Consider the following 18379-nt stretch of genomic DNA (forward strand, 5'->3'; position numbering starts at 1 on the left):
GCCGGCGTCGGTCGACCGGCCTCGGCAGAACGCCTGCCGGACAAGGGGGATGGGTGAGCCTGAGCCGTAAGCGGTCCGCGCTGTACGCACGGATACCAGGGGGTGCCGACGGCCGTCGCATGCTCTGGATCGCCCTGATCAACAAAATGGGGACCGGCCTCTGGATGGGGGCGGCCGCCCTCTACTTCACCCTGATCACCGGTCTCTCCGTCACCGAAGTCGGCGTGCTCCTGGGGGTTTCGGGCGCTGTCGGCATCGCGGGCGCGCCGCTCGCGGGCCACCTCGCCGACCGCTTCCCGGTCACCCGCATCCTCGTCGGAGCCCAACTCCAGCAGGCGGTGGCGCTGTTGGCGCTGCTCACGACGGACAACTTCGCGCTGCTCCTGCTGTACTCGGCCGTCAACAGCGTCGCCGACCGCGGCGCCAACGTCCTCACCAAGCTGTACGCCGCCCGCATCGCGGGCCCGGACCGCACCAGGTACCAGGCCGTGCAGCGCACCGTCTCCAACGCGGGCTGGGCCATCGGCGGGCTGGCCGGCGCGTGTGCCCTCGCCGTCGGCACCACCCACGCCTACCAGGCGCTGCTGCTCGGCAACGTGGTCAGCTTCCTCGCCGCCGCGGCCCTCACCCTGCGCTGCGCCGAACCCCCGTCGCCGTCCCGCGTGGTCACCGCCTCCGCGACCACCCGCGGACCGAAAGCCGCCCCCGGCACCCCGCCGTCCAACCCCTGGCGCGACCGCTCCTTCCTGCTCTTCACCGTGACCGAGGCGGCCCTCTTCCTCGACGACGCGGTGCTCCAGGTCGGCATCCCCCTGTGGATCGTGCACGCCACCGACGCCCCGCACGGTCTCGCGCCGCTCCTCATGGTGCTCAACTGCGTGCTGGTCGTCTGCTGCCAGGTCCCGCTGTCCCGCTTCGGCAGCACCCCGGAGCGGGCCCGCGCGCTCCTCGTCCCCCTCGCGGCCTGCTTCGTCGTCGGGTGTGCGGCCCTGACCGTTTCCGCGCTCGGCGGTACGGGGCTCGCCGTCGCCGCGCTCACGGTCGCCGCGATCGCCCTCACCTTCGCGGAGATACTCCACGCCATCGCGTCCTGGGAACTCTCGATAGCGCTCGCGTCCGGCGACGCCCAGGGCGCCTACCTCGGGGTCCACGGCCTGTCCTCATCGGCCCAGCGCAGCGGCGGACCGCTCCTGATCACCGGCGTGATCGCGGCGGGGCCGCTCGCCTGGCCGGTCCTCGGGGCGGGTGTCATCGTGACGGTCGCGGCGCAGAGCCGTCTCGTACGGAGACGGCTGAACCGGCAGGGTGCCGAGGCGGAGCAGGTCCCGACCGACCACGCGGTGGGAGCACCTCCGGCCGGTCGGGGCCGGTCCTGAGCCCCCCGGCCCAGTCAGAGCCGGTCCTGAGCCCCCCCCCGGCCCAGTCAGAGCCGGTCCTGAGCCCACCGCCGGTCAGAGCCGGTCCCGCGCCTCCATCAACGCGAAACCCAGCAGGTTCGGCCCCCGCCACTTCGCGGGGTCCTCCGCCCGGGGGTCGTCGGCCGCCAGGCCGATGCCCCAGACGCGGTCCATGGGGCTCGCCTCGACCAGAACGCGCCGCCCCGTCCCCACGAGGAAGTCCCGCAGCGCGGGGTCCGACGCGAACTTGTGCGTACTGCCCGCGACCACGATGCCGAAGCGCTCGCGCGCCCATATCGCGTCGTCGAAGTCCCGGACGAGCCGTCCCGCCTTCTTCGCCTCCGCCGGGGTCCTGGCCGCGAGGATCGCCCGCTCCGCGTCCGCGTCGCCGAAGAGGCGGGCCTTGGCCGCCATCATCCAGTGCTCCGCCGTCGCGTACTCCACGCCGTCCACCGTGAACGGCGACGGCCACCACTGACTCAGGCAACTCCGGCCGAGCGTGCCGTCCCCCCGCGGGGTGTGGCCCCAGAAGTGCAGGTACGTCACCTGCTCGCCCGCGCGCACCGCGCCGACCAGCGCCTCCACCGAGTCGATCTTCGTCATGCACGCGAGTCTGGCACGCACCACTGACATTCCGTCCTGGGTTTTCCGGGTCGACTCGACACCTGGTCGACAGATTCCGTCGCGTAACCAAAAGGCAACAACGGAATCACTTGTTGGACTATCACTGCTCTGTCAGGATCGGCACTCAAATCGATCCGGAGCTACGCCGACCCCCGCGGGACGGGGCGGGCGGCGGAGGAGAGCGTCATGCACAACTTCCAGGCGCGGGACCACTTCGCGGACGGTGCGCAGTACATCGCCGGGCGGCTGACCAAGGGGACGTCCGGCATCTCCCACGCGGTGGTCGACCCCGCCACGGGCGACGAGGTCCACACGTACGAGCTGGCCGGGAGCGACGACGTCGACGCCGCCGTCGCCGCGGCCGCCGAGGCGTTCCCCGGCTGGGCGGGCGCCACCCCGGGCGAGCGTTCCGACGCCCTGCACCGGTTCGCGGGCGTCCTGGCGGAGCGTGCCGAGGACATCGCGCAGGCCGAGTCGTTGCAGTGCGGCAAGCCGATCAAGCTGAGCCGGGAGTTCGACGTCCCCGGGACCGTCGACAACGCCGCCTTCTTCGCGGGCGCGGCCCGGCACCTCCAGGGCCAGTCGGCCGGCGAGTACACCGGTGACCACACCTCGTACGTACGCCGTGAGCCCATCGGCGTCGTCGGGTCCATCGCCCCCTGGAACTACCCGCTGCAAATGGCCGCCTGGAAGGTCCTGCCGGCGATCGCCGCGGGCAACACCATCGTCCTCAAGCCCGCCGAGCTCACCCCCTTCACCTCCCTCCTCTTCGCGCAGGCCGCCACCGAGGCGGGCATCCACGACGGCGTCGTCAACATCGTCACGGGCGCGGGGAAGGACGCGGGGGAGCACCTCGTCGGCCACCCCGACGTCGCCATGACGTCCTTCACCGGGTCCACCGGCGTCGGCAAGCGCGTCGCCGAGATCGCCACCGCCACCGTCAAGCGGCTGCACCTGGAGCTCGGCGGCAAGGCTCCCTTCGTCGTCTTCGACGACGCCGACCTCGACGCCGCCGTGCACGGCGCGGTCGCCGGCGCGCTCATCAACTCCGGGCAGGACTGCACGGCCGCCACGCGCGCGTACGTGCAGCGGCCGCTCTACGAAGCCTTCGTGCAGGGCGTCGCCGACCTCATGGAGAGCGTGCGGCTCGGCGACCCGTTCGACCCGGGCACCGACATGGGGCCGCTCATCTCGCACGCGCACCGCGACCGCGTCGCCGGGTTCGTCGACCGGGCCCGCTCCTACGCGCGCGTGGTGACCGGCGGCGAGGCGCTCCAGCACCCCGGCGCGTACTACAAGCCGACCCTGATCACGGACGCCGCGCAGGACAGCGAGATCGTGCAGTCCGAGATCTTCGGACCCGTCCTCGTCGTACTGCCCTTCGACAGCGACGACGAGGGCATCCGGCTCGCCAACGACACCCCCTACGGCCTCGCCGCCTCCGCCTGGAGCCGCGACGTGTTCCGCGCCAACCGCGCGACCCGCGACATCAAGGCGGGCTGCGTGTGGGTCAACGACCACATCCCGATCCTCAGCGAGATGCCGCACGGCGGCTACAAGGCATCCGGCTACGGAAAGGACATGTCCGCGTACTCATTCGAGGAGTACACGCAGGTCAAGCACGTCATGTTCGACAACACGGCGGTCGTCCGCAAGGACTGGCACCGCACGATCTTCGGGGACCGGTAGTCACGCAGCCACGTCGTCACAGGCCGCGTGACCGGCGGCCGCCTTCCTCCCGAAAGGGCAACCACGCGTATGGAGCAGTACGAGCCCCACCGCCTCGGCCCGGCCCAACTGGCCGCCGTGCACCGCAGCTACAGGAACGGCAGGGCCGCCCTGACCCGGCGCAGTGCGCTGCGCGCCGCCACGGGCGGCGCGCTCGCGATCGGCGGCCTCGGGGCACTCAGCGCCTGCGGCATCCCCGCGGCGGGCAAGAGCCGGGGCGAGGTCTCGTCCGACGACCACTCGGCGAAGGAGAAGCGCGTCAGCTTCTCCAACTGGACCGAGTACATGGACGTCGACGAGAAGGACGAGAACCGGCGGCCCACCCTGGACGCGTTCACGAAACGCACCGGGATCACGGTCAAGTACACCGAGGACATCAACGACAACGTCGAGTTCTTCGGCAAGGTCAAACCGCAGCTCGCCGCGGGCCAGGAGACCGGACGCGACCTCATCTGCGTCACCGACTGGCTGGCCGCCCGGCTCATCCGCTTCGGGTGGGTCCAGAAACTGGACCCGGCCAACCTGCCGCACGCGTACACGAATCTCTCCGCCCAGTTCCGTGACCCCGACTGGGACCCGGGCAGGTCGTACTCGTATCCCTGGACCGGTATCTCCACCGTCATCGCGTACAACAAGAAGGCGACCGGCGGCAAAGAGATCACTTCGGTGTCCCAGCTGCTCGACGACCCGAAGCTGAAGGGGCGCGTCGGGTTCCTGTCCGAGATGCGCGACACCGTCGGCATGACGCTCATCGACATGGGCAAGGACCCCGCGGACTTCACCGACGACGACTTCGACGCGGCCATCGCCCGCCTCCAGAAGGCCGTCGACCGAAAGCAGATCCGGCGCTTCACCGGCAACGACTACACGTCCGACCTGGCCAAGGGCGACATCGCGGCCTGCCTCGGCTGGGCCGGCGACATCGTGCAGCTCCAGGCCGACAGCCCCGACGTCGGCTTCCACATCCCCGACCAGGGCTACATCACGTCCACGGACAACCTGCTGGTCCCGAACAAGGCGCGGCACAAGAAGAACGCCGAGCGGCTCATCGACCACTACTACGAGCCCGAGCCCGCGGCCCGCCTCGCCGCGTACATCAACTACGTCTGCCCGGTCGACGGGGTACGGGACGCGCTCGCGAGGATCGACAAGGACGCCGCGTCGAATCCGCTGATCATCCCCGACCAGGAGATGAAGGAGAAGTCCCGGGCGTTCCGGTCGCTCACGCCGAAGGAAGAGACCGCGTACGAAGAGAAGTTCGCGCGCCTCACCGGGGCCTAGTCCCTCTCGTCATCCCCTCGACTTCCCCTGGACCCACCATGACCTCTGCTCAAGAAACCGGCGGCGACGTCCGTCTCTCCGGGATCAGCAAGACGTACGGCTCCTTCGCCGCCGTGCGGCCGCTCGACCTCACCGTGCCGCAGGGCTCCTTCTTCGCCCTGCTCGGGGCGTCCGGCTGCGGCAAGACCACCACGCTCCGCATGATCGCGGGCCTGGAGGAGCCGAGCTCGGGAACCGTGCACCTCGGTGACCAGGACGTCACGGCCCTGCCGCCGTACAAGCGGCCCGTGAACACCGTCTTCCAGTCGTACGCGCTCTTCCCGCACCTGGACATCTTCGAGAACGTCGCCTTCGGGCTGCGCCGCCGCGGCATCAAGTCCGTGAAGGGCCGCGTCGGCGACATGCTCGACCTGGTGCAGCTCGGCGAGCACACCCGCAAGAAGCCGCACCAGCTCTCCGGGGGTCAGCAGCAGCGCGTCGCCGTCGCCCGCGCCCTCATCAACCACCCCAAGGTCCTCCTCCTCGACGAACCGCTCGGCGCCCTCGACCTGAAGCTGCGCCGCCAGATGCAGCTGGAGCTCAAGCGCATCCAGACCGAGGTCGGCATCACCTTCGTGCACGTCACCCACGACCAGGAGGAGGCCATGACCATGGCCGACACCGTGGCCGTGATGAACGGCGGCCGCGTCGAGCAGCTCGGGGCCCCCGCCGACCTCTACGAGAACCCGCGGACGACGTTCGTCGCGAACTTCCTCGGCACGTCGAACTTCATCGAGGCCGATGTCGACGCACGGAGCGGTGACGACATGGTCGTCAAGGCGGGCGACTGCAAGCTGACGCTGCCCGTCGCCCGATGTACCGGCCCCACCGCCACCGGCGGCAAGCTCCTGGTCGGCGTACGGCCCGAGAAGATCTCCCTCACGCACGCCGACGACGCGGGGCGGATCCCCGAGGGCCGCAACCGCATCACCGGACGCATCGCCGACAGCAGCTTCATCGGAGTGTCGACGCAGTACGTCGTCCACAGCCCGGTCTGCCCGTCCTTCGAGGTGTACGCGCAGAACGTCGAGCGTGACACCCGCCTCACTCCCGGCGCCGAGGTCGTCCTGCACTGGAACCCCGCGCACACCTTCGGCCTCGACGCCGCCCAGGACGTCCAGGCGGGCGTCGAGAAGGTCGAGGAGGACGCCTCCGCATGACGACCGTCACCGACGCACCACCGCCGACAGCGCCCGCTCCGAAGGAGCCACCCGCACGGAAGCCGCGCAAGCGCGGGCGGCTCGTCCCCTACTGGCTGCTCCTCCCCGGCATCCTCTGGCTGATCGTCTTCTTCGCCCTGCCGCTCGTCTACCAGGCGTCGACCTCCGTGCAGACCGGCTCCCTCGAAGAGGGCTTCAAGGTCACCTGGCACTTCGCGACCTACTGGGACGCAGCTGCCGACTACTGGCCGCAGTTCCTGCGCTCGGTGCTCTACGCGGGCGCCGCCACGGTCCTGTGCCTGCTGCTCGGCTACCCGCTCGCCTACCTCATCGCGTTCCGCGCGGGCCGCTGGCGCAACATCATCCTCGTCCTGGTCATCGCGCCGTTCTTCACCAGCTTCCTGATCCGTACGCTGGCGTGGAAGACGATCCTCGCCGACGGCGGCCCGGTGGTGGGCGCCCTCAACTCCCTGCACGTCCTCGACGTCACCAGCTGGCTGGGCGTCACGGCCGGCGACCGGGTCCTCGCCACACCCCTCGCGGTGATCTGCGGACTCACGTACAACTTCCTGCCGTTCATGATCCTGCCGCTCTACACCTCGCTGGAGCGCATCGACGGCCGGCTGCACGAGGCCGCGGGCGACCTCTACGCCAAGCCGTCCACCACCTTCCGCAAGGTGACCTTCCCGCTCTCCATGCCGGGCGTCGTCTCCGGAACGCTGCTCACCTTCATCCCCGCGGCCGGTGACTACGTCAACGCCGACCTGCTCGGATCCACCGACACCCGCATGGTCGGAAACGTCATCCAGACGCAGTTCCTGCGCATTCTGGATTACCCGACGGCCGCGGCGCTCTCCTTCATCCTCATGGCCGCCATCCTCTTCATGGTGACCCTCTACATCCGCAAGTCGGGGACGGAGGATCTCGTCTGATGGCCGCCTTCTTCCGCTGGCTCCGGCGCAATGTCGTCGTCATCGCGGGCCTGCTGACACTCGCGTACCTGCTCCTCCCGAACATCGTCGTCACGGTCTTCTCCTTCAACAAACCGAAGGGCCGCTTCAATTACTCGTGGCAGGAATTCTCGCTCGACGCGTGGAAGGACCCGTGCGGCGTCGCCGACATGTGCGGATCGCTCTCGCTGAGCCTGCAGATCGCCACCTGGGCGACGATCGGCGCGACCGTGCTCGGCACGATGATCGCCTTCGCACTCGTGCGCTACCGGTTCCGCGCGCGCGGCGCCATCAACTCGCTGATCTTCCTGCCGATGGCGATGCCTGAGGTCGTCATGGCCGCCTCGCTGCTCACGCTCTTCCTCAACATGGGCGCGCAGCTCGGCTTCTGGACGGTCCTCATCGCCCACATCATGTTCTGCCTCAGCTTCGTGGTGACCGCCGTCAAGGCGCGCGTCATGTCGATGGACCCGCGCCTGGAACAGGCCGCGCAGGACCTTTACGCCGGTCCCGTGCAGACGTTCCTGCGGGTGACGCTGCCGATCGCCGCACCCGGCATCGCGGCGGGCGCGCTGCTCGCCTTCGCGCTCTCCTTCGACGATTTCATCATCACGAATTTCAACGCGGGCTCGACTGTGACCTTCCCCATGTTCGTCTGGGGATCGGCGCAGCGGGGCACGCCCGTTCAGATCAATGTGATCGGTACGGCGATGTTCCTCGTCGCCGTCCTGCTCGTACTCTCCGGAATGCTCATCGGCAAACGCCGCAACAAGCAGTCCCGGTAACACCTGAAGGAGTGGAAATCATGGCCCCTGGTGCCATGACCCGTTTCACCAAGTCCCTCTCCGACGCCAAGCCGGGGTCCTTCTGGCTCGACGACCCCGGCAGGCCGGCCCCCGAACCCGCCCTCACCGGCGACGAGCGGTGCGACCTGCTCGTCGTCGGCGGCGGATACAGCGGCCTGTGGACCGCGCTCATCGCCAAGGAGCGCGACCCGCACCGCGACGTCGTCCTCGTCGAGGGCCGGGAGGCGGGCTGGGCCGCGTCCGGCCGCAACGGCGGATTCTGCGCCGCCTCCCTCACCCACGGCATCGCCAACGGCCTGTCCCGCTGGCCCGGCGAGATCGAGAAGCTGGAGGAGCTCGGCGCCCGCAACCTCGACGGGATCGAGGCGGCCGTCAAGCGGTACGCCATCGACTGCGACTTCGAGCGCACCGGCGAGATCGACGTCGCCACCGAACCGCACCAGCTGGCCGAACTCCGCGAACTGCACGCGGAGATGGCCGAGCACGGCCTCGCCGGAGGCTCCGAGCTCCTGGACGCGGACGCGCTGCGCGAGCACGTCGACTCGCCGACCTTCCTCGGCGGCCTCTGGGACCGCGAGGGCGTCGCCATGCTGCACCCGGCGAAGCTGGCGTGGGGCCTGAAGCGGGCCTGCCTGGAGAAGGGCGTACGTATCCACGAGCACACGCCCGCGCTGGAACTGGCCTCCTCAGGCGCCGGCATGGCGGTCCGCACGCCGTACGGCAGGGTCTTCGCCCGCCAGGTCGCCCTCGCCACGAACGTCTTCCCCTCGCTGGTCAAGCGCCTGCGCCCGTACACCGTGCCGGTGTACGACTACGCGCTGATGACCGAGCCGCTGACCGACGAGCAGCTGGCGGCGATCGGCTGGAAGAACCGGCAGGGCCTCGGCGACAGCGCCAACCAGTTCCACTACTTCCGGCTCTCCGCCGACAACCGCGTCCTGTGGGGCGGTTACGACGCGATCTACCCGTTCGGCGGGAAGGTGCGCGCCGAGTACGACGACAGGCCCGAGACGTACGCGAAGCTCGCCGGACACTTCTTCACGTGTTTCCCGCAGCTGGAGGGGGTCCGTTTCACGCACGCGTGGGGCGGCGCGATCGACACGTGCTCGCGGTTCTCGGCGTTCTTCGGCACGGCCCACAAAGGGCGCGTCGCGTACGCGGCGGGTTACACGGGCCTCGGTGTCGGGGCGTCCCGGTTCGGCGCCGACGTCATGCTGGACCTGCTCTCGGGCGAGCGGACGGAGCGTACGGCCCTGGAGATGGTGCGGACGACACCGCTGCCGTTCCCGCCCGAGCCGTTCGCGTGGACCGGTGTGGCGCTGACCAAGTGGTCGCTGGCCAGGTCCGACGCCAACGGCGGCAGGCGGAACCTGTGGCTGAAGACGATGGACAAGCTGGGTCTCGGCTTCGACAGCTGAGGCGTACGGCGCCGTCGTCGCCGCTTCGATTCGTCGCCGAAACCCGCGTAATGCTCCGGCCCGTGGCCTCTCTCCCCTGTGACACGCATGTTGCCGCACAGGGAAGGAAGGTTGTGCCATGACTGGCTCGCGTGACTCGGGGGCGAGGTCGGCGCTCGAATGGCTGGTGTCGGCGGCGCCGGATCCGGAGGCCTGCCGCTGGGAGTGGGAGCGCAACCCCCAGGGGGTCGCGCTCCTGCCGGCGGGCCGCCGCTGGGACGTGCTGATCCTGCCCGGCGAACTCGGCTGTCCCACCCTCGACGTGCTGGCCCGCTGCGTCGACCGCCCCGGTCCCGTGCTCGCCGACTTCGGCGACGCGCGCACGGGGTTCTTCGTGCCGCCGGGCACGGTCTCGCGCTGGCTCGGCACGGGGGTGCGGGGCGCGGGCCGCGGCACCTGGGTGGTCGTGCCCTATCCGGGCCGGGCCGCGGGCGGCGTCCGCTGGCTGGTCCCGCCGGACGGCTCGGGGACGCTGACCGACCCCGGAGTCCTCGAACTCGCGATGCACGAGGCGGCCGCGCGGCTGGCGGGCGACGGCCACGACGGTGAGACGTGAGAGCCGCCGGAGACGGCAAGAGGTGAGCTGTCGCAGACGGCGATGCGTGCGCTGCCGGAGACGGCGATGCGTGCGCTGCCGGAGGCGGCGGTCCGTGCGCTGCCGGAAACCTTGACAACTTGATTGGTCTGGACCAAGTTATGCGCGACCCGCCCTCCAATCCCCCCGTGCCCGGAGGCAGTTGTGGATCGCTCTTCGTTGCCCCCCATAAGCCCCGCGAGCCGTGTGAGACGCGCCGCCGTGGTCGCCGTCGCGGCCTGCGCGCTCGCCGCGTCCGGCCTGCTCTCGACCCGCGCGACGGCGGCCCCCGAACCCCGGGACGCCGGACCGCGGGCCGCGGGACCGGCCGCGGTCGCCGACCACGCCCTCGTCGGCTATCTGCACACCAGTTTCGCCAACGGCTCCGGCTACACCCGGCTCGCCGACACCCCCGACAGCTGGGACATCATCGACCTCGCCTTCGGCGAACCGACCTCCGCGACCTCGGGCGACATCCGCTTCGGCCTCTGTCCGAAGACGGAGTGCCCGAACGTCGAGACCAAGGACGAGTTCAAGGCCGCGATCAAGGCCAAGCAGGCGGCGGGCAAGAAGGTCCTGATCTCCATCGGCGGTCAGAACGGACAGGTCCAGCTCAAGACGGCGCAGGCCCGCGACGCCTTCGTCGCCTCGGTCTCGAAGATCATCGACGAATACGGGCTCGACGGCCTGGACATCGACTTCGAGGGCCACTCGCTCTCGCTCAACGCCGACGACACCGACTTCAAGAACCCGAAGACCCCGGTGATCGTCAACCTCGTCTCGGCCGTCAAGACCCTCAAGGCCAAGTACGGCGCCGGTTTCACGCTCACCATGGCGCCCGAGACCTTCTTCGTGCAGCTCGGGTACCAGTTCTACGGCACCGGCAAATGGGGCGGCCAGGACCCGCGCGCGGGCGCGTACCTGCCGGTCATCCACGCCCTGCGCGACGACCTGACGCTGCTGCACGTCCAGGACTACAACTCGGGGCCGATCATGGGCCTGGACAACCAGTACCACTTCATGGGCGGCGCGGACTTCCACGTCGCGATGACCGACATGCTGCTCACCGGTTTCCCCGTGGCGGGCGACAAGAACAACGTCTTCCCGCCGCTGCCGCCGAGGAAGGTCGCCATCGGCATGCCCGCCTCCGTCAACGCGGGCAACGGCCACGTGTCCACGGGCGAGGTCAACAAGGCCCTGGACTGCCTCACCCAGGGCAGCAACTGCGGCTCGTACAAGACCCACGGGATCTGGCCGGACCTGCGCGGCCTGATGACGTGGTCGATCAACTGGGACCGCTTCAACAACGGGGAGTTCTCGAAGAACTTCGACCGGTACTTCGGCTGACCGGCGCCGTCTTTCCGCTGACCACCAGCACCACCGCCCGCAGCAGCACCGCGGTCAGGCACCAGCTCGCCACCACGTCGAGCGGCCAGTGGTAGCCCCGCCGCACGAGCCCGAACCCGACCGCCACGTTCAACAGGCAGCACCCGATGACCAGTTCGCGGCGGCCGTACGCGCCACGGAGCAGCGGCAGCAGGAGCAGGGCCGCCGCTCCGTAGGCGACGGCGGCCGTCGCCGCGTGGCCGGAGGGGTAGAAGCCGCCGTCCCCCGCCGTGCCCGGCGGACCGGGGCGGTCGATCAGCGCCTTGAGCGGTGCGACGAGCACGGGCACCGCGGCCATCGCGACCAGCGCGGCGACCGCGGGCAGCCACCACCGGAACGTACCGCTGCGCCGCGCGTGCCAGGCGGTGTACGCGGCCACGGCCACCAGCACCGGCACGGCCACCGTGGCGTTGCCGAGGTCGGCGAGGAACTCCGCGGCACCGTCCGGCAGCCGGCTCCCGGTGAGGGCGCGCCCCGCGCGTTCGTCGGCGCGGCGCAGCGGCCCGTCGGCGACGACCTGCCAGGTCAGCAGCGCGAAGAGGGCGACGCACAGCGAGAGGGTGAGGGCCGGCCGCCGCGGGGCCGGGGTTGCGGACATGCGCTACAGCCTGGCACGGCGGAAGGCCCGGACATGCCGAAGGCCCGGACATGCCGAAGGGCCGGCGCAAGGGGGGGGGAGTGCGTCGGCCCTTCGGTGGCCGACCGGCCCGGACTGTCCGAGGGGACCTGCTCACGCGGGTCCGTCGGGGGAGTCTCCGAAGCGGTCTTCCGGATCGGGGGTCCGCGCGCCCCGGGGGGTGTGGGGCGAGCGGCCGTCCGATCGGTGAGGAGTTCCGGAGCCCAGGGCTCCGGGTCTGTGCGCGAAGGCACTGCCAGGACGGGGCTGGGGAGGCTCCGCCGTGGCGCCGCCCACAGTCCCCTGTGGGCGGGGTGTTTCTCTCATCTGCAGAAACCGTACGGCAGTGGATGGCGGGCCGACAGACGGATCGGCAACCCGTCATGGGGCCCGCACACCTTCTTCACATGCCGCGCTCAGACACGGGCGAACGCGCCCTCGATGATGTCCAGACCCTCGTTCAGCAGGTCCTCGCCGATGACCAGCGGCGGCAGGAACCGCAGGACGTTGCCGTACGTGCCGCAGGTCAGCACCAGCAGGCCCTCCGCGTGGCAGGCCTTGGCCAGCGCGGCGGTCGCCTCGGGGTTCGGCTCCTTGGTCGTACGGTCCTTGACCAGCTCGATGGCGATCATCGCGCCGCGGCCGCGGACGTCGCCGATGATGTCGAACTTCTCGGCCATGGCGGAGAGGCGGGCCTTCATCGTGGCCTCGATGCTCTTCGCCTTGGCGTTGAGGTCGAGCTCCTTCATGGTCTCGATGGCGCCGAGCGCACCGGCGCAGGCCACCGGGTTGCCGCCGTAGGTGCCGCCGAGGCCGCCCGCGTGCGCGGCGTCCATGATCTCGGCGCGGCCCGTCACGGCGGCGAGCGGCAGACCGCCCGCGATGCCCTTGGCGGTGGTGATGAGGTCCGGGACGATGCCCTCGTCCTCACAGGCGAACCACTGACCCGTACGGCAGAAGCCCGACTGGATCTCGTCGGCGACGAAGACGATGCCGTTGTCGTTGGCGAACTTCACGATCTCCGGCAGGAAGCCCTTGGCCGGCTCGATGAAGCCACCCTCGCCGAGCACCGGCTCGATGATGATCGCGGCGACGTTCTCGGCCCCGACCTGCTTGCCGATCATGTCGATCGCCTGCTTGGCGGCCTCGGGGCCCGCGTTCTCGGCGCCGGTCGGCCAGCGGTAGCCGTAGGCGACCGGGACGCGGTAGACCTCGGGGGCGAACGGGCCGAAGCCGTGCTTGTACGGCATGTTCTTGGCGGTCAGCGCCATCGTCAGGTTCGTGCGGCCGTGGTAGCCGTGGTCGAAGACGACGACGGCCTGGCGCTTGGTGTGCGCACGGGCGATCTTGACGGCGTTCTCGACGGCCTCGGCGCCGGAGTTGAACAGCGCCGACTTCTTCTCGTGGTCACCCGGCGTCAGCTCCGCCAGCGCCTCGGCGACGGCGACGTAGCCCTCGTACGGCGTGACCATGAAACAGGTGTGGGTGAAGTCCTGCAGCTGGGCGCTCGCCCGGCGGACGACCGCCTCGGCGGAGGCGCCCACGGAGGTCACGGCGATACCGGAACCGAAGTCGATCAGACGGTTGCCGTCGACGTCCTCGATGATGCCGCCGCCCGCGCGCGCGGCGAACACGGGCAGCACGGAGCCCACGCCACCGGCGACCACGGCGGTACGGCGGGCCTGCAGCTCCTGCGACTTCGGACCGGGGATGGCGGTGACGACGCGGCGCTCCTGCGGAAGGGCAGTCATGAGGGGCTCCTGTTGCTGACGGGGGTGGGGCGACGGTACGGACGCTCTACTGCTTTCTTCGCAGGTTAGGGGCGGGGCCAGGGGGTGGGCATGCTCCATGGGGGAGTCGTTCGGCGTGGCGGTTGTCCGTGGTGGACATAGCGGAGCGCTCATCGCCGGGCGCGTATCCGGTGAGCTCGCCCCGCAGGGGCACTAGATTGACCCGCGAAACAAGAGAGCGGCTGGCCAGGGGGCAAGAATCGTGGATTCCGACGGCACGCAGGACGCGCAGGGCACCCATGCCACGCCGGTGCCGCGCCCGGCGTCGCCTCCGCACGGGTCCGTACCGCCTCCGCACGGGCCCGTACCGCCCGCGCAGGGGGCCGCGACGCCTCCGCAGGGGGGGCGGGGTCCGTCGGCCGGTCTGCCGCCCCGGCCCGCGCAGGCCCCCGGAGCGCCGCCGCTGACCGACGGGGCCGCCTTCCTCGCCTGGGTGCGCGCGCCGCGCCCCGCCGCCCCGCCCGGCATCTGGCGGTTCGCGCACAAGCCGCGGCCCGCCCAGGAGCCCGACACCGTGCCGACCCGGCAACTGCTGAGCGGCGCCCTGATCTCGTTCCTGGTCGGCTGGCTGATCTGGTCGCTGCTGTGGAACGGGTACCTGGGCGGCTGGTGGGTGCTGCCGATCGAGCTGTTCCTGCCCGACGCCTGGCTCTACACCGGCGACAAGGTCGGCAACGCCGTCGTCTGGTACGGCTACTACACCCTCATCGCGTTCGCCATCATGATCGGCGTCGGCAGGCTCGGCCGCTGGGGCGAGGTCTGGCGCCGCTTCGTCGCCCCCCGGCTGCGCCGCCCCGACGCGCCCCCGCCGCCGCCCGCCCCCGAGGACGACCCCGCCCGCTGGCCGCAGCTGCGGGCCGCCGGCGCGGAGGCCGCCGCCGACCGGCTCGCCGCCGACGCGCGGGCCGGACTGATGCGGGACGTGGACCACGCGCGGATCGCGCGGGCCTGGCGGTCCGTGCGCACCGGGCGCAGCCCGCTGCACGTCTTCACCGACGCCGTCGTACGCGACGGCGCCCGCGCCTGCCCGCACCCTTCGGGGGACCGGGACCTGCCCGCGCGGGCCGCCCGCCACGACCTCGCCACGGCGCAGGTGCGCCTCGGGACGACGGCCGACGACCCCCGCAACCCCTACGCGTACCGCGGCACCGGGCTCGCCCTCGGCCCCGACCTGCTCGGCACCTCCCTGCTCGCCGTGGGTCCCGGCGGCTCCGGCAAGACGGGCCGCGTGGTGTGGCCGATCGCCGAGTCCTTGTGCCTGGGAGCACTCGCCGGGCAGGCGGCCGTGGTGGTCGTCGGCGCGGCGGGCGCGGGGCTCGGGCCCACCGAGGACTACGACGTGATCGTCCGGATCGGGCAGCCCGACTCCGTGTACGACCTCGACCTGTACGGCGGCACCAACGACCCGGACGAGGCCGCGGCCGTGCTCGCCGAGGCCCTCGTCGGGGACCTCGTCGACCCGCACCCCAGCGGTGACAGCCGCCGCTCCACGACCTGTCTCGCCCAGCTCCTCGGCCCCTTCCTCGCCGTCCACCGGCGCTTCCCCTCGGTGCCGGAGCTGCGCGCCCTGCTCGACGGATCGCCCGGCCCGCTCGGCGCCCTGCGCAAGGCGCTGCAGTCGGCGGGGCAGGACGCGATGATCAGGGAACTCGACGCCCGCGAACGTCAGTTGGGCCACCCCGGTGACCCGGGCGCGGTCCTCGCCGACCGCATCGCGCTCCTGGACCGCCCCGCCTTCGCGCCGTTCTTCGACACCTCGGGCCGCAGCACCCCGTTCTCGCTGCGCGCCCTCGACCATCCCGTACGGGTCCGCATCGACCTCCCCGAGCGCGGGCACGCCGACGCCTCGCGGATCCTGGCCCGCCTCGTCCTCGCCCAGTTCACGGCGGTCGCCGCCGGACGCGAGGACCGCTCGCTCTTCGCCTGCCTCGTCCTGGACGACGCGTCGGGCACGATCACCCCGGAATCCGTACGCCGGGTCCAGCGGCTGCGGTCCGCCAACGCCGGCGTCGTCATGACCCTGCGTACGCTCGACGACGTACCCCGTCCGCTGCGCACACCGCTGCTCGGCGCGATCGGCTGCCGCATGGCGCTCTCCGGGCTCACGCCGTGGGACGGCCAGGACTTCGCCGAGGTCTGGGGCAAGGAGTGGACAGAGGCGCGCGATGTGACCGACCGGCAGATCATCGCCGAGACCCCGCTCGGTAAAACCGTGCACATGCTGCGCCGCGTCATCACCGGCAACGCGCCGACGGCCCGCGCCGTCACCGTCCGTCAGGTCGAGCGTGAGCGGTGGTCCGCCTCCGAGCTGGCACACGGGGTGCCGCCGGGGCACGCGGTGCTGTCCCTGACGGACGTAGGCGGGGAGCACGCGCCCCCGCTCCTGGTGGACCTGCGCTCCTGAAGCGGCACGGGGCCCGGCCTGAAGCGGCGTGGACGGGGCACCCGGAAGTTCCGGCGCGGAGAACGGGAAGGCGCCGGATCACACGTACGGGGAGTTCTGTCTCTGGCGCACCATACAGTGAGGCAGAATCGACACAGGTCGTTCATACGGACCGGCCAAAAGATCCACATCCGGCGCCCGCGAACCGGGGGCCGGGCAACCCACCCACCCCACCTGCCGCAGACCTGAAGGTCCCATGCCGCCCACGCTCGCCTCGCTCGTCCACCACTCCGCGCTCAAGCTGACCGTGCGCGCGGGCGAGGAACGCCTGGACGCCCCCGTGCGCTGGGCGCACGCCAGCGAGCTCGCCGACCCCGTCCCCTACATGGAGGGCGGCGAGCTCCTCCTGATCACCGCGCTCAAGCTGGACGCGGAGGACCCGGACGCCATGCGGCGGTACGTGAAGCGGCTGGCCGGCGCCGGAGTCGTCGGGCTCGGCTTCGCCGTCGGCGTGCACTACCCCGACATCCCGAAGGCCCTCGTCGACGCCGCGACCGACGCGGACCTGCCGCTCATCGAGGTGCCGCGGCGCACCCCGTTCCTCGCCATCAGCAAGGCCGTGTCCGCCGCCATCGCCGCCGAGCAGTACCGCGCCGTGACGGCGGGCTTCGCCGCCCAGCGCGAGCTGACCAAGCAGGCGCTGAGCGACGGCCCCGAGGGACTGCTGCGCGCGCTCGCCGGGCAGGTCGACGGATGGGCCGCGCTGTACGACGCGTCGGGCGCCGTCGCCGCCGCCGCGCCGGAGTGGGCCAACCGCAGGGCCGCCCGGGTCACCGCCGACGTCGAACGCCTCAGGGAGCGTCCGGCGCCCGCCAGTTCCGTCGTCGCGGGCGCCGAGGACCGCGTGGAACTGCACTCGCTCGGCACGGGACGCAGGCCGCGGGCCGCGCTCGCCGTCGGCACGGCGTCGACCCTGGGCACCGCCGAGCGCTACGCGGTGCACTCCGCCATCGCCCTCCTCACCCTGACCACCGAGCGCTCCCGCTCCCTGCACGCCGCCGAGCAGCGGATCGGCGCGGCGGTGCTGCGGATGCTGCTCGCGGGGGAGCCCGACCACGCACGAACGGTCGCCGGCGAGCTGTACGGCGGACTCCTCGACGCACCGTTTCGCCTCGTCGTCGCACAGGTGGCGTCGGCGTCCGCGGCGCGGGTGCGGGCGGGCGCGGAGGGGAACGGCGAGGGCGCGGGCGACGCGGTGCCGGGCACCGCGTCCGCCGCGGTGCTCGCCGCGGTGGCCGACGCCTCCGGGAACGGTGACCCGCTCGCCGGACTCGTCGACGTCGTCGAGGCAGCGGCCGCGCGCTCCGGCGAGGCACTGCTCGTCGTCCCGTACGGGGAGCGGCTCGTGCTGCTCGTCGTGGACGGGGGCGCGGGCGTGCGGGCGTGCGGGGAGTACGCGGCGGCGCTGGAGGCGGGCCGTGCCACGGCGGGACGCGATGCGCCCACCTCCGGTGAGGAGGGTGAACTGGTGATGGGCCTGTCCGCGCCGGCCGGACCGATCGCCGCGGCCACGGCGTACAAGCAGGCGGAACAGGCGCTGTCCGTCGCGCGGCGGCGCGGCCGCGCGCTCGTCGAGCACGAGGAACTGGCCGCGGGATCCGTCCTGCCGCTCCTCGCGGACGACGCGGTGCGGGCGTTCGCGGACGGTCTCCTCCGCGCCCTGCACGAACACGACGCGACCGGCCGCGGCGACCTGGTGGCCTCCCTGCGGGCCTGGCTCTCCCGCCACGGCCAGTGGGACGCGGCAGCGGCGGACCTGGGCGTCCACCGCCACACCCTGCGTTACCGCATGCGCCGAGTGGAAGAAATCCTCGGCCGCTCCCTGGACGACCCAGACGTCCGCATGGAGCTATGGCTCTCCCTGAAGGCAACGACGACGAACTCGGACTAGGGCGCGGTTCGCCAGGGCCGCGGATAACCGCGCGACCACCCCCCACCGGCCCGCGGTCAAAGAAGACCCGCCCCGGCACAGTCCAACCGCGAAGGCGCCGGGGGGGGGCACCCCACCAGGGGCGCGGGGAACTGCGCGACCAGCCCCCACCGGCCCGCGGTGAAAGAAGACCCGCCCCGGCGCAGGTCAACCGCGAAGGCGGCGGGGGGTGTCCTACCAGGGGCGCGGGGAACTGCG

The 18379-nt window shown here is 71.6% G+C and carries 13 protein-coding genes and 1 pseudogene; 11 read left to right on the forward strand and 3 right to left on the reverse strand.

Annotated elements, in window-relative coordinates:
- Window positions 1-53: 53 nt before the first annotated feature.
- Window positions 54-1376 carry an MFS transporter gene (locus AC07DO_RS34025; protein WP_479065285.1) on the forward strand — a complete coding sequence of 441 codons (1323 nt, stop codon included), beginning with the start codon at window positions 54-56 and terminating at the stop codon, window positions 1374-1376.
- Window positions 1377-1451: 75 nt separating this feature from the next.
- Here AC07DO_RS34025 and AC07DO_RS34030 read toward each other — a convergent pair whose 3' ends face one another.
- Entirely contained in the window at window positions 1452-2030 is a 579-nt protein-coding gene (locus tag AC07DO_RS34030) for an NADAR family protein (protein WP_479065287.1), read from the reverse strand.
- Between the two features lie 177 nt (window positions 2031-2207).
- Between AC07DO_RS34030 and AC07DO_RS34035 the strand changes: the two genes are divergently transcribed.
- The 8 genes and pseudogenes from AC07DO_RS34035 to AC07DO_RS34070 all read left to right on the forward strand — a co-directional run.
- Complete coding sequence (locus AC07DO_RS34035) at window positions 2208-3710, forward strand: gamma-aminobutyraldehyde dehydrogenase (protein ID WP_479065289.1); 1503 nt, start codon at window positions 2208-2210, stop codon at window positions 3708-3710.
- A gap of 69 nt (window positions 3711-3779) precedes the next feature.
- Complete coding sequence (locus AC07DO_RS34040; RefSeq protein WP_479065291.1) at window positions 3780-5030, forward strand: polyamine ABC transporter substrate-binding protein; 1251 nt, start codon at window positions 3780-3782, stop codon at window positions 5028-5030.
- 38 nt (window positions 5031-5068) lie between these two features.
- Window positions 5069-6229, forward strand: a complete 1161-nt coding sequence (locus AC07DO_RS34045) for an ABC transporter ATP-binding protein (RefSeq protein WP_479065294.1) — start codon at window positions 5069-5071, stop codon at window positions 6227-6229.
- Window positions 6226-7161: an ABC transporter permease gene (locus AC07DO_RS34050; RefSeq protein WP_479065296.1), complete on the forward strand. Its 936-nt coding sequence runs from the start codon at window positions 6226-6228 to the stop codon at window positions 7159-7161. Before AC07DO_RS34045 ends, AC07DO_RS34050 begins: the two co-directional genes overlap by 4 nt.
- Window positions 7161-7964, forward strand: a complete 804-nt coding sequence (locus AC07DO_RS34055) for an ABC transporter permease (RefSeq protein WP_479065298.1) — start codon at window positions 7161-7163, stop codon at window positions 7962-7964. Before AC07DO_RS34050 ends, AC07DO_RS34055 begins: the two co-directional genes overlap by 1 nt.
- Window positions 7965-7984: 20 nt before the next feature.
- Complete coding sequence (locus tag AC07DO_RS34060; protein ID WP_479065300.1) at window positions 7985-9403, forward strand: NAD(P)/FAD-dependent oxidoreductase; 1419 nt, start codon at window positions 7985-7987, stop codon at window positions 9401-9403.
- A gap of 118 nt (window positions 9404-9521) precedes the next feature.
- Window positions 9522-9998 carry a bifunctional DNA primase/polymerase gene (locus AC07DO_RS34065; protein ID WP_479065302.1) on the forward strand — a complete coding sequence of 159 codons (477 nt, stop codon included), beginning with the start codon at window positions 9522-9524 and terminating at the stop codon, window positions 9996-9998.
- 357 nt (window positions 9999-10355) lie between these two features.
- Window positions 10356-11363: pseudogene (locus AC07DO_RS34070) on the forward strand (chitinase); the annotation flags it as partial.
- On the opposite strand, the gene AC07DO_RS34075 reads toward AC07DO_RS34070, so the two are convergent.
- On the reverse strand, window positions 11317-12000 hold the full coding sequence (locus tag AC07DO_RS34075; RefSeq protein ID WP_479065303.1) for a phosphatase PAP2 family protein: 684 nt from the start codon (window positions 11998-12000) through the stop codon (window positions 11317-11319). The pseudogene AC07DO_RS34070 and the gene AC07DO_RS34075 sit on opposite strands and share 47 nt — an antisense overlap.
- A gap of 434 nt (window positions 12001-12434) precedes the next feature.
- Window positions 12435-13769, reverse strand: a complete 1335-nt coding sequence (gene gabT / locus AC07DO_RS34080; protein WP_479065305.1) for a 4-aminobutyrate--2-oxoglutarate transaminase — start codon at window positions 13767-13769, stop codon at window positions 12435-12437.
- A gap of 241 nt (window positions 13770-14010) precedes the next feature.
- Between gabT and AC07DO_RS34085 the strand changes: the two genes are divergently transcribed.
- Together AC07DO_RS34085 and AC07DO_RS34090 are read left to right on the forward strand one after the other, a co-directional pair.
- The gene (locus tag AC07DO_RS34085; RefSeq protein ID WP_479065307.1) at window positions 14011-16212 is read left to right on the forward strand and encodes an ATP-binding protein; all 2202 of its coding nucleotides are present in this window, start codon (window positions 14011-14013) and stop codon (window positions 16210-16212) included.
- 235 nt (window positions 16213-16447) lie between these two features.
- Window positions 16448-18142 carry a PucR family transcriptional regulator ligand-binding domain-containing protein gene (locus tag AC07DO_RS34090; RefSeq protein ID WP_479065309.1) on the forward strand — a complete coding sequence of 565 codons (1695 nt, stop codon included), beginning with the start codon at window positions 16448-16450 and terminating at the stop codon, window positions 18140-18142.
- Window positions 18143-18379: the final 237 nt, after the last annotated feature.

This window comes from Streptomyces sp. NPDC045678, from assembly GCF_056432085.1.

What these genes read in the sequence shown, in the direction of transcription:
- AC07DO_RS34075 (WP_479065303.1), bottom strand. Translation starts at nt 12,000, where the DNA reads ATGTCCGCAACCCCGGCCCCGCGGCGGCCGGCCCTCACCCTCTCGCTG.
- AC07DO_RS34055 (WP_479065298.1), top strand. Translation starts at nt 7,161, where the DNA reads ATGGCCGCCTTCTTCCGCTGGCTCCGGCGCAATGTCGTCGTCATCGCG.
- AC07DO_RS34050 (WP_479065296.1), top strand. Translation starts at nt 6,226, where the DNA reads ATGACGACCGTCACCGACGCACCACCGCCGACAGCGCCCGCTCCGAAG.
- gabT (WP_479065305.1), bottom strand. Translation starts at nt 13,769, where the DNA reads ATGACTGCCCTTCCGCAGGAGCGCCGCGTCGTCACCGCCATCCCCGGT.
- AC07DO_RS34060 (WP_479065300.1), top strand. Translation starts at nt 7,985, where the DNA reads ATGGCCCCTGGTGCCATGACCCGTTTCACCAAGTCCCTCTCCGACGCC.
- AC07DO_RS34065 (WP_479065302.1), top strand. Translation starts at nt 9,522, where the DNA reads ATGACTGGCTCGCGTGACTCGGGGGCGAGGTCGGCGCTCGAATGGCTG.
- AC07DO_RS34090 (WP_479065309.1), top strand. Translation starts at nt 16,448, where the DNA reads ATGCCGCCCACGCTCGCCTCGCTCGTCCACCACTCCGCGCTCAAGCTG.
- AC07DO_RS34040 (WP_479065291.1), top strand. Translation starts at nt 3,780, where the DNA reads ATGGAGCAGTACGAGCCCCACCGCCTCGGCCCGGCCCAACTGGCCGCC.
- AC07DO_RS34045 (WP_479065294.1), top strand. Translation starts at nt 5,069, where the DNA reads ATGACCTCTGCTCAAGAAACCGGCGGCGACGTCCGTCTCTCCGGGATC.
- AC07DO_RS34030 (WP_479065287.1), bottom strand. Translation starts at nt 2,030, where the DNA reads ATGTCAGTGGTGCGTGCCAGACTCGCGTGCATGACGAAGATCGACTCG.
- AC07DO_RS34035 (WP_479065289.1), top strand. Translation starts at nt 2,208, where the DNA reads ATGCACAACTTCCAGGCGCGGGACCACTTCGCGGACGGTGCGCAGTAC.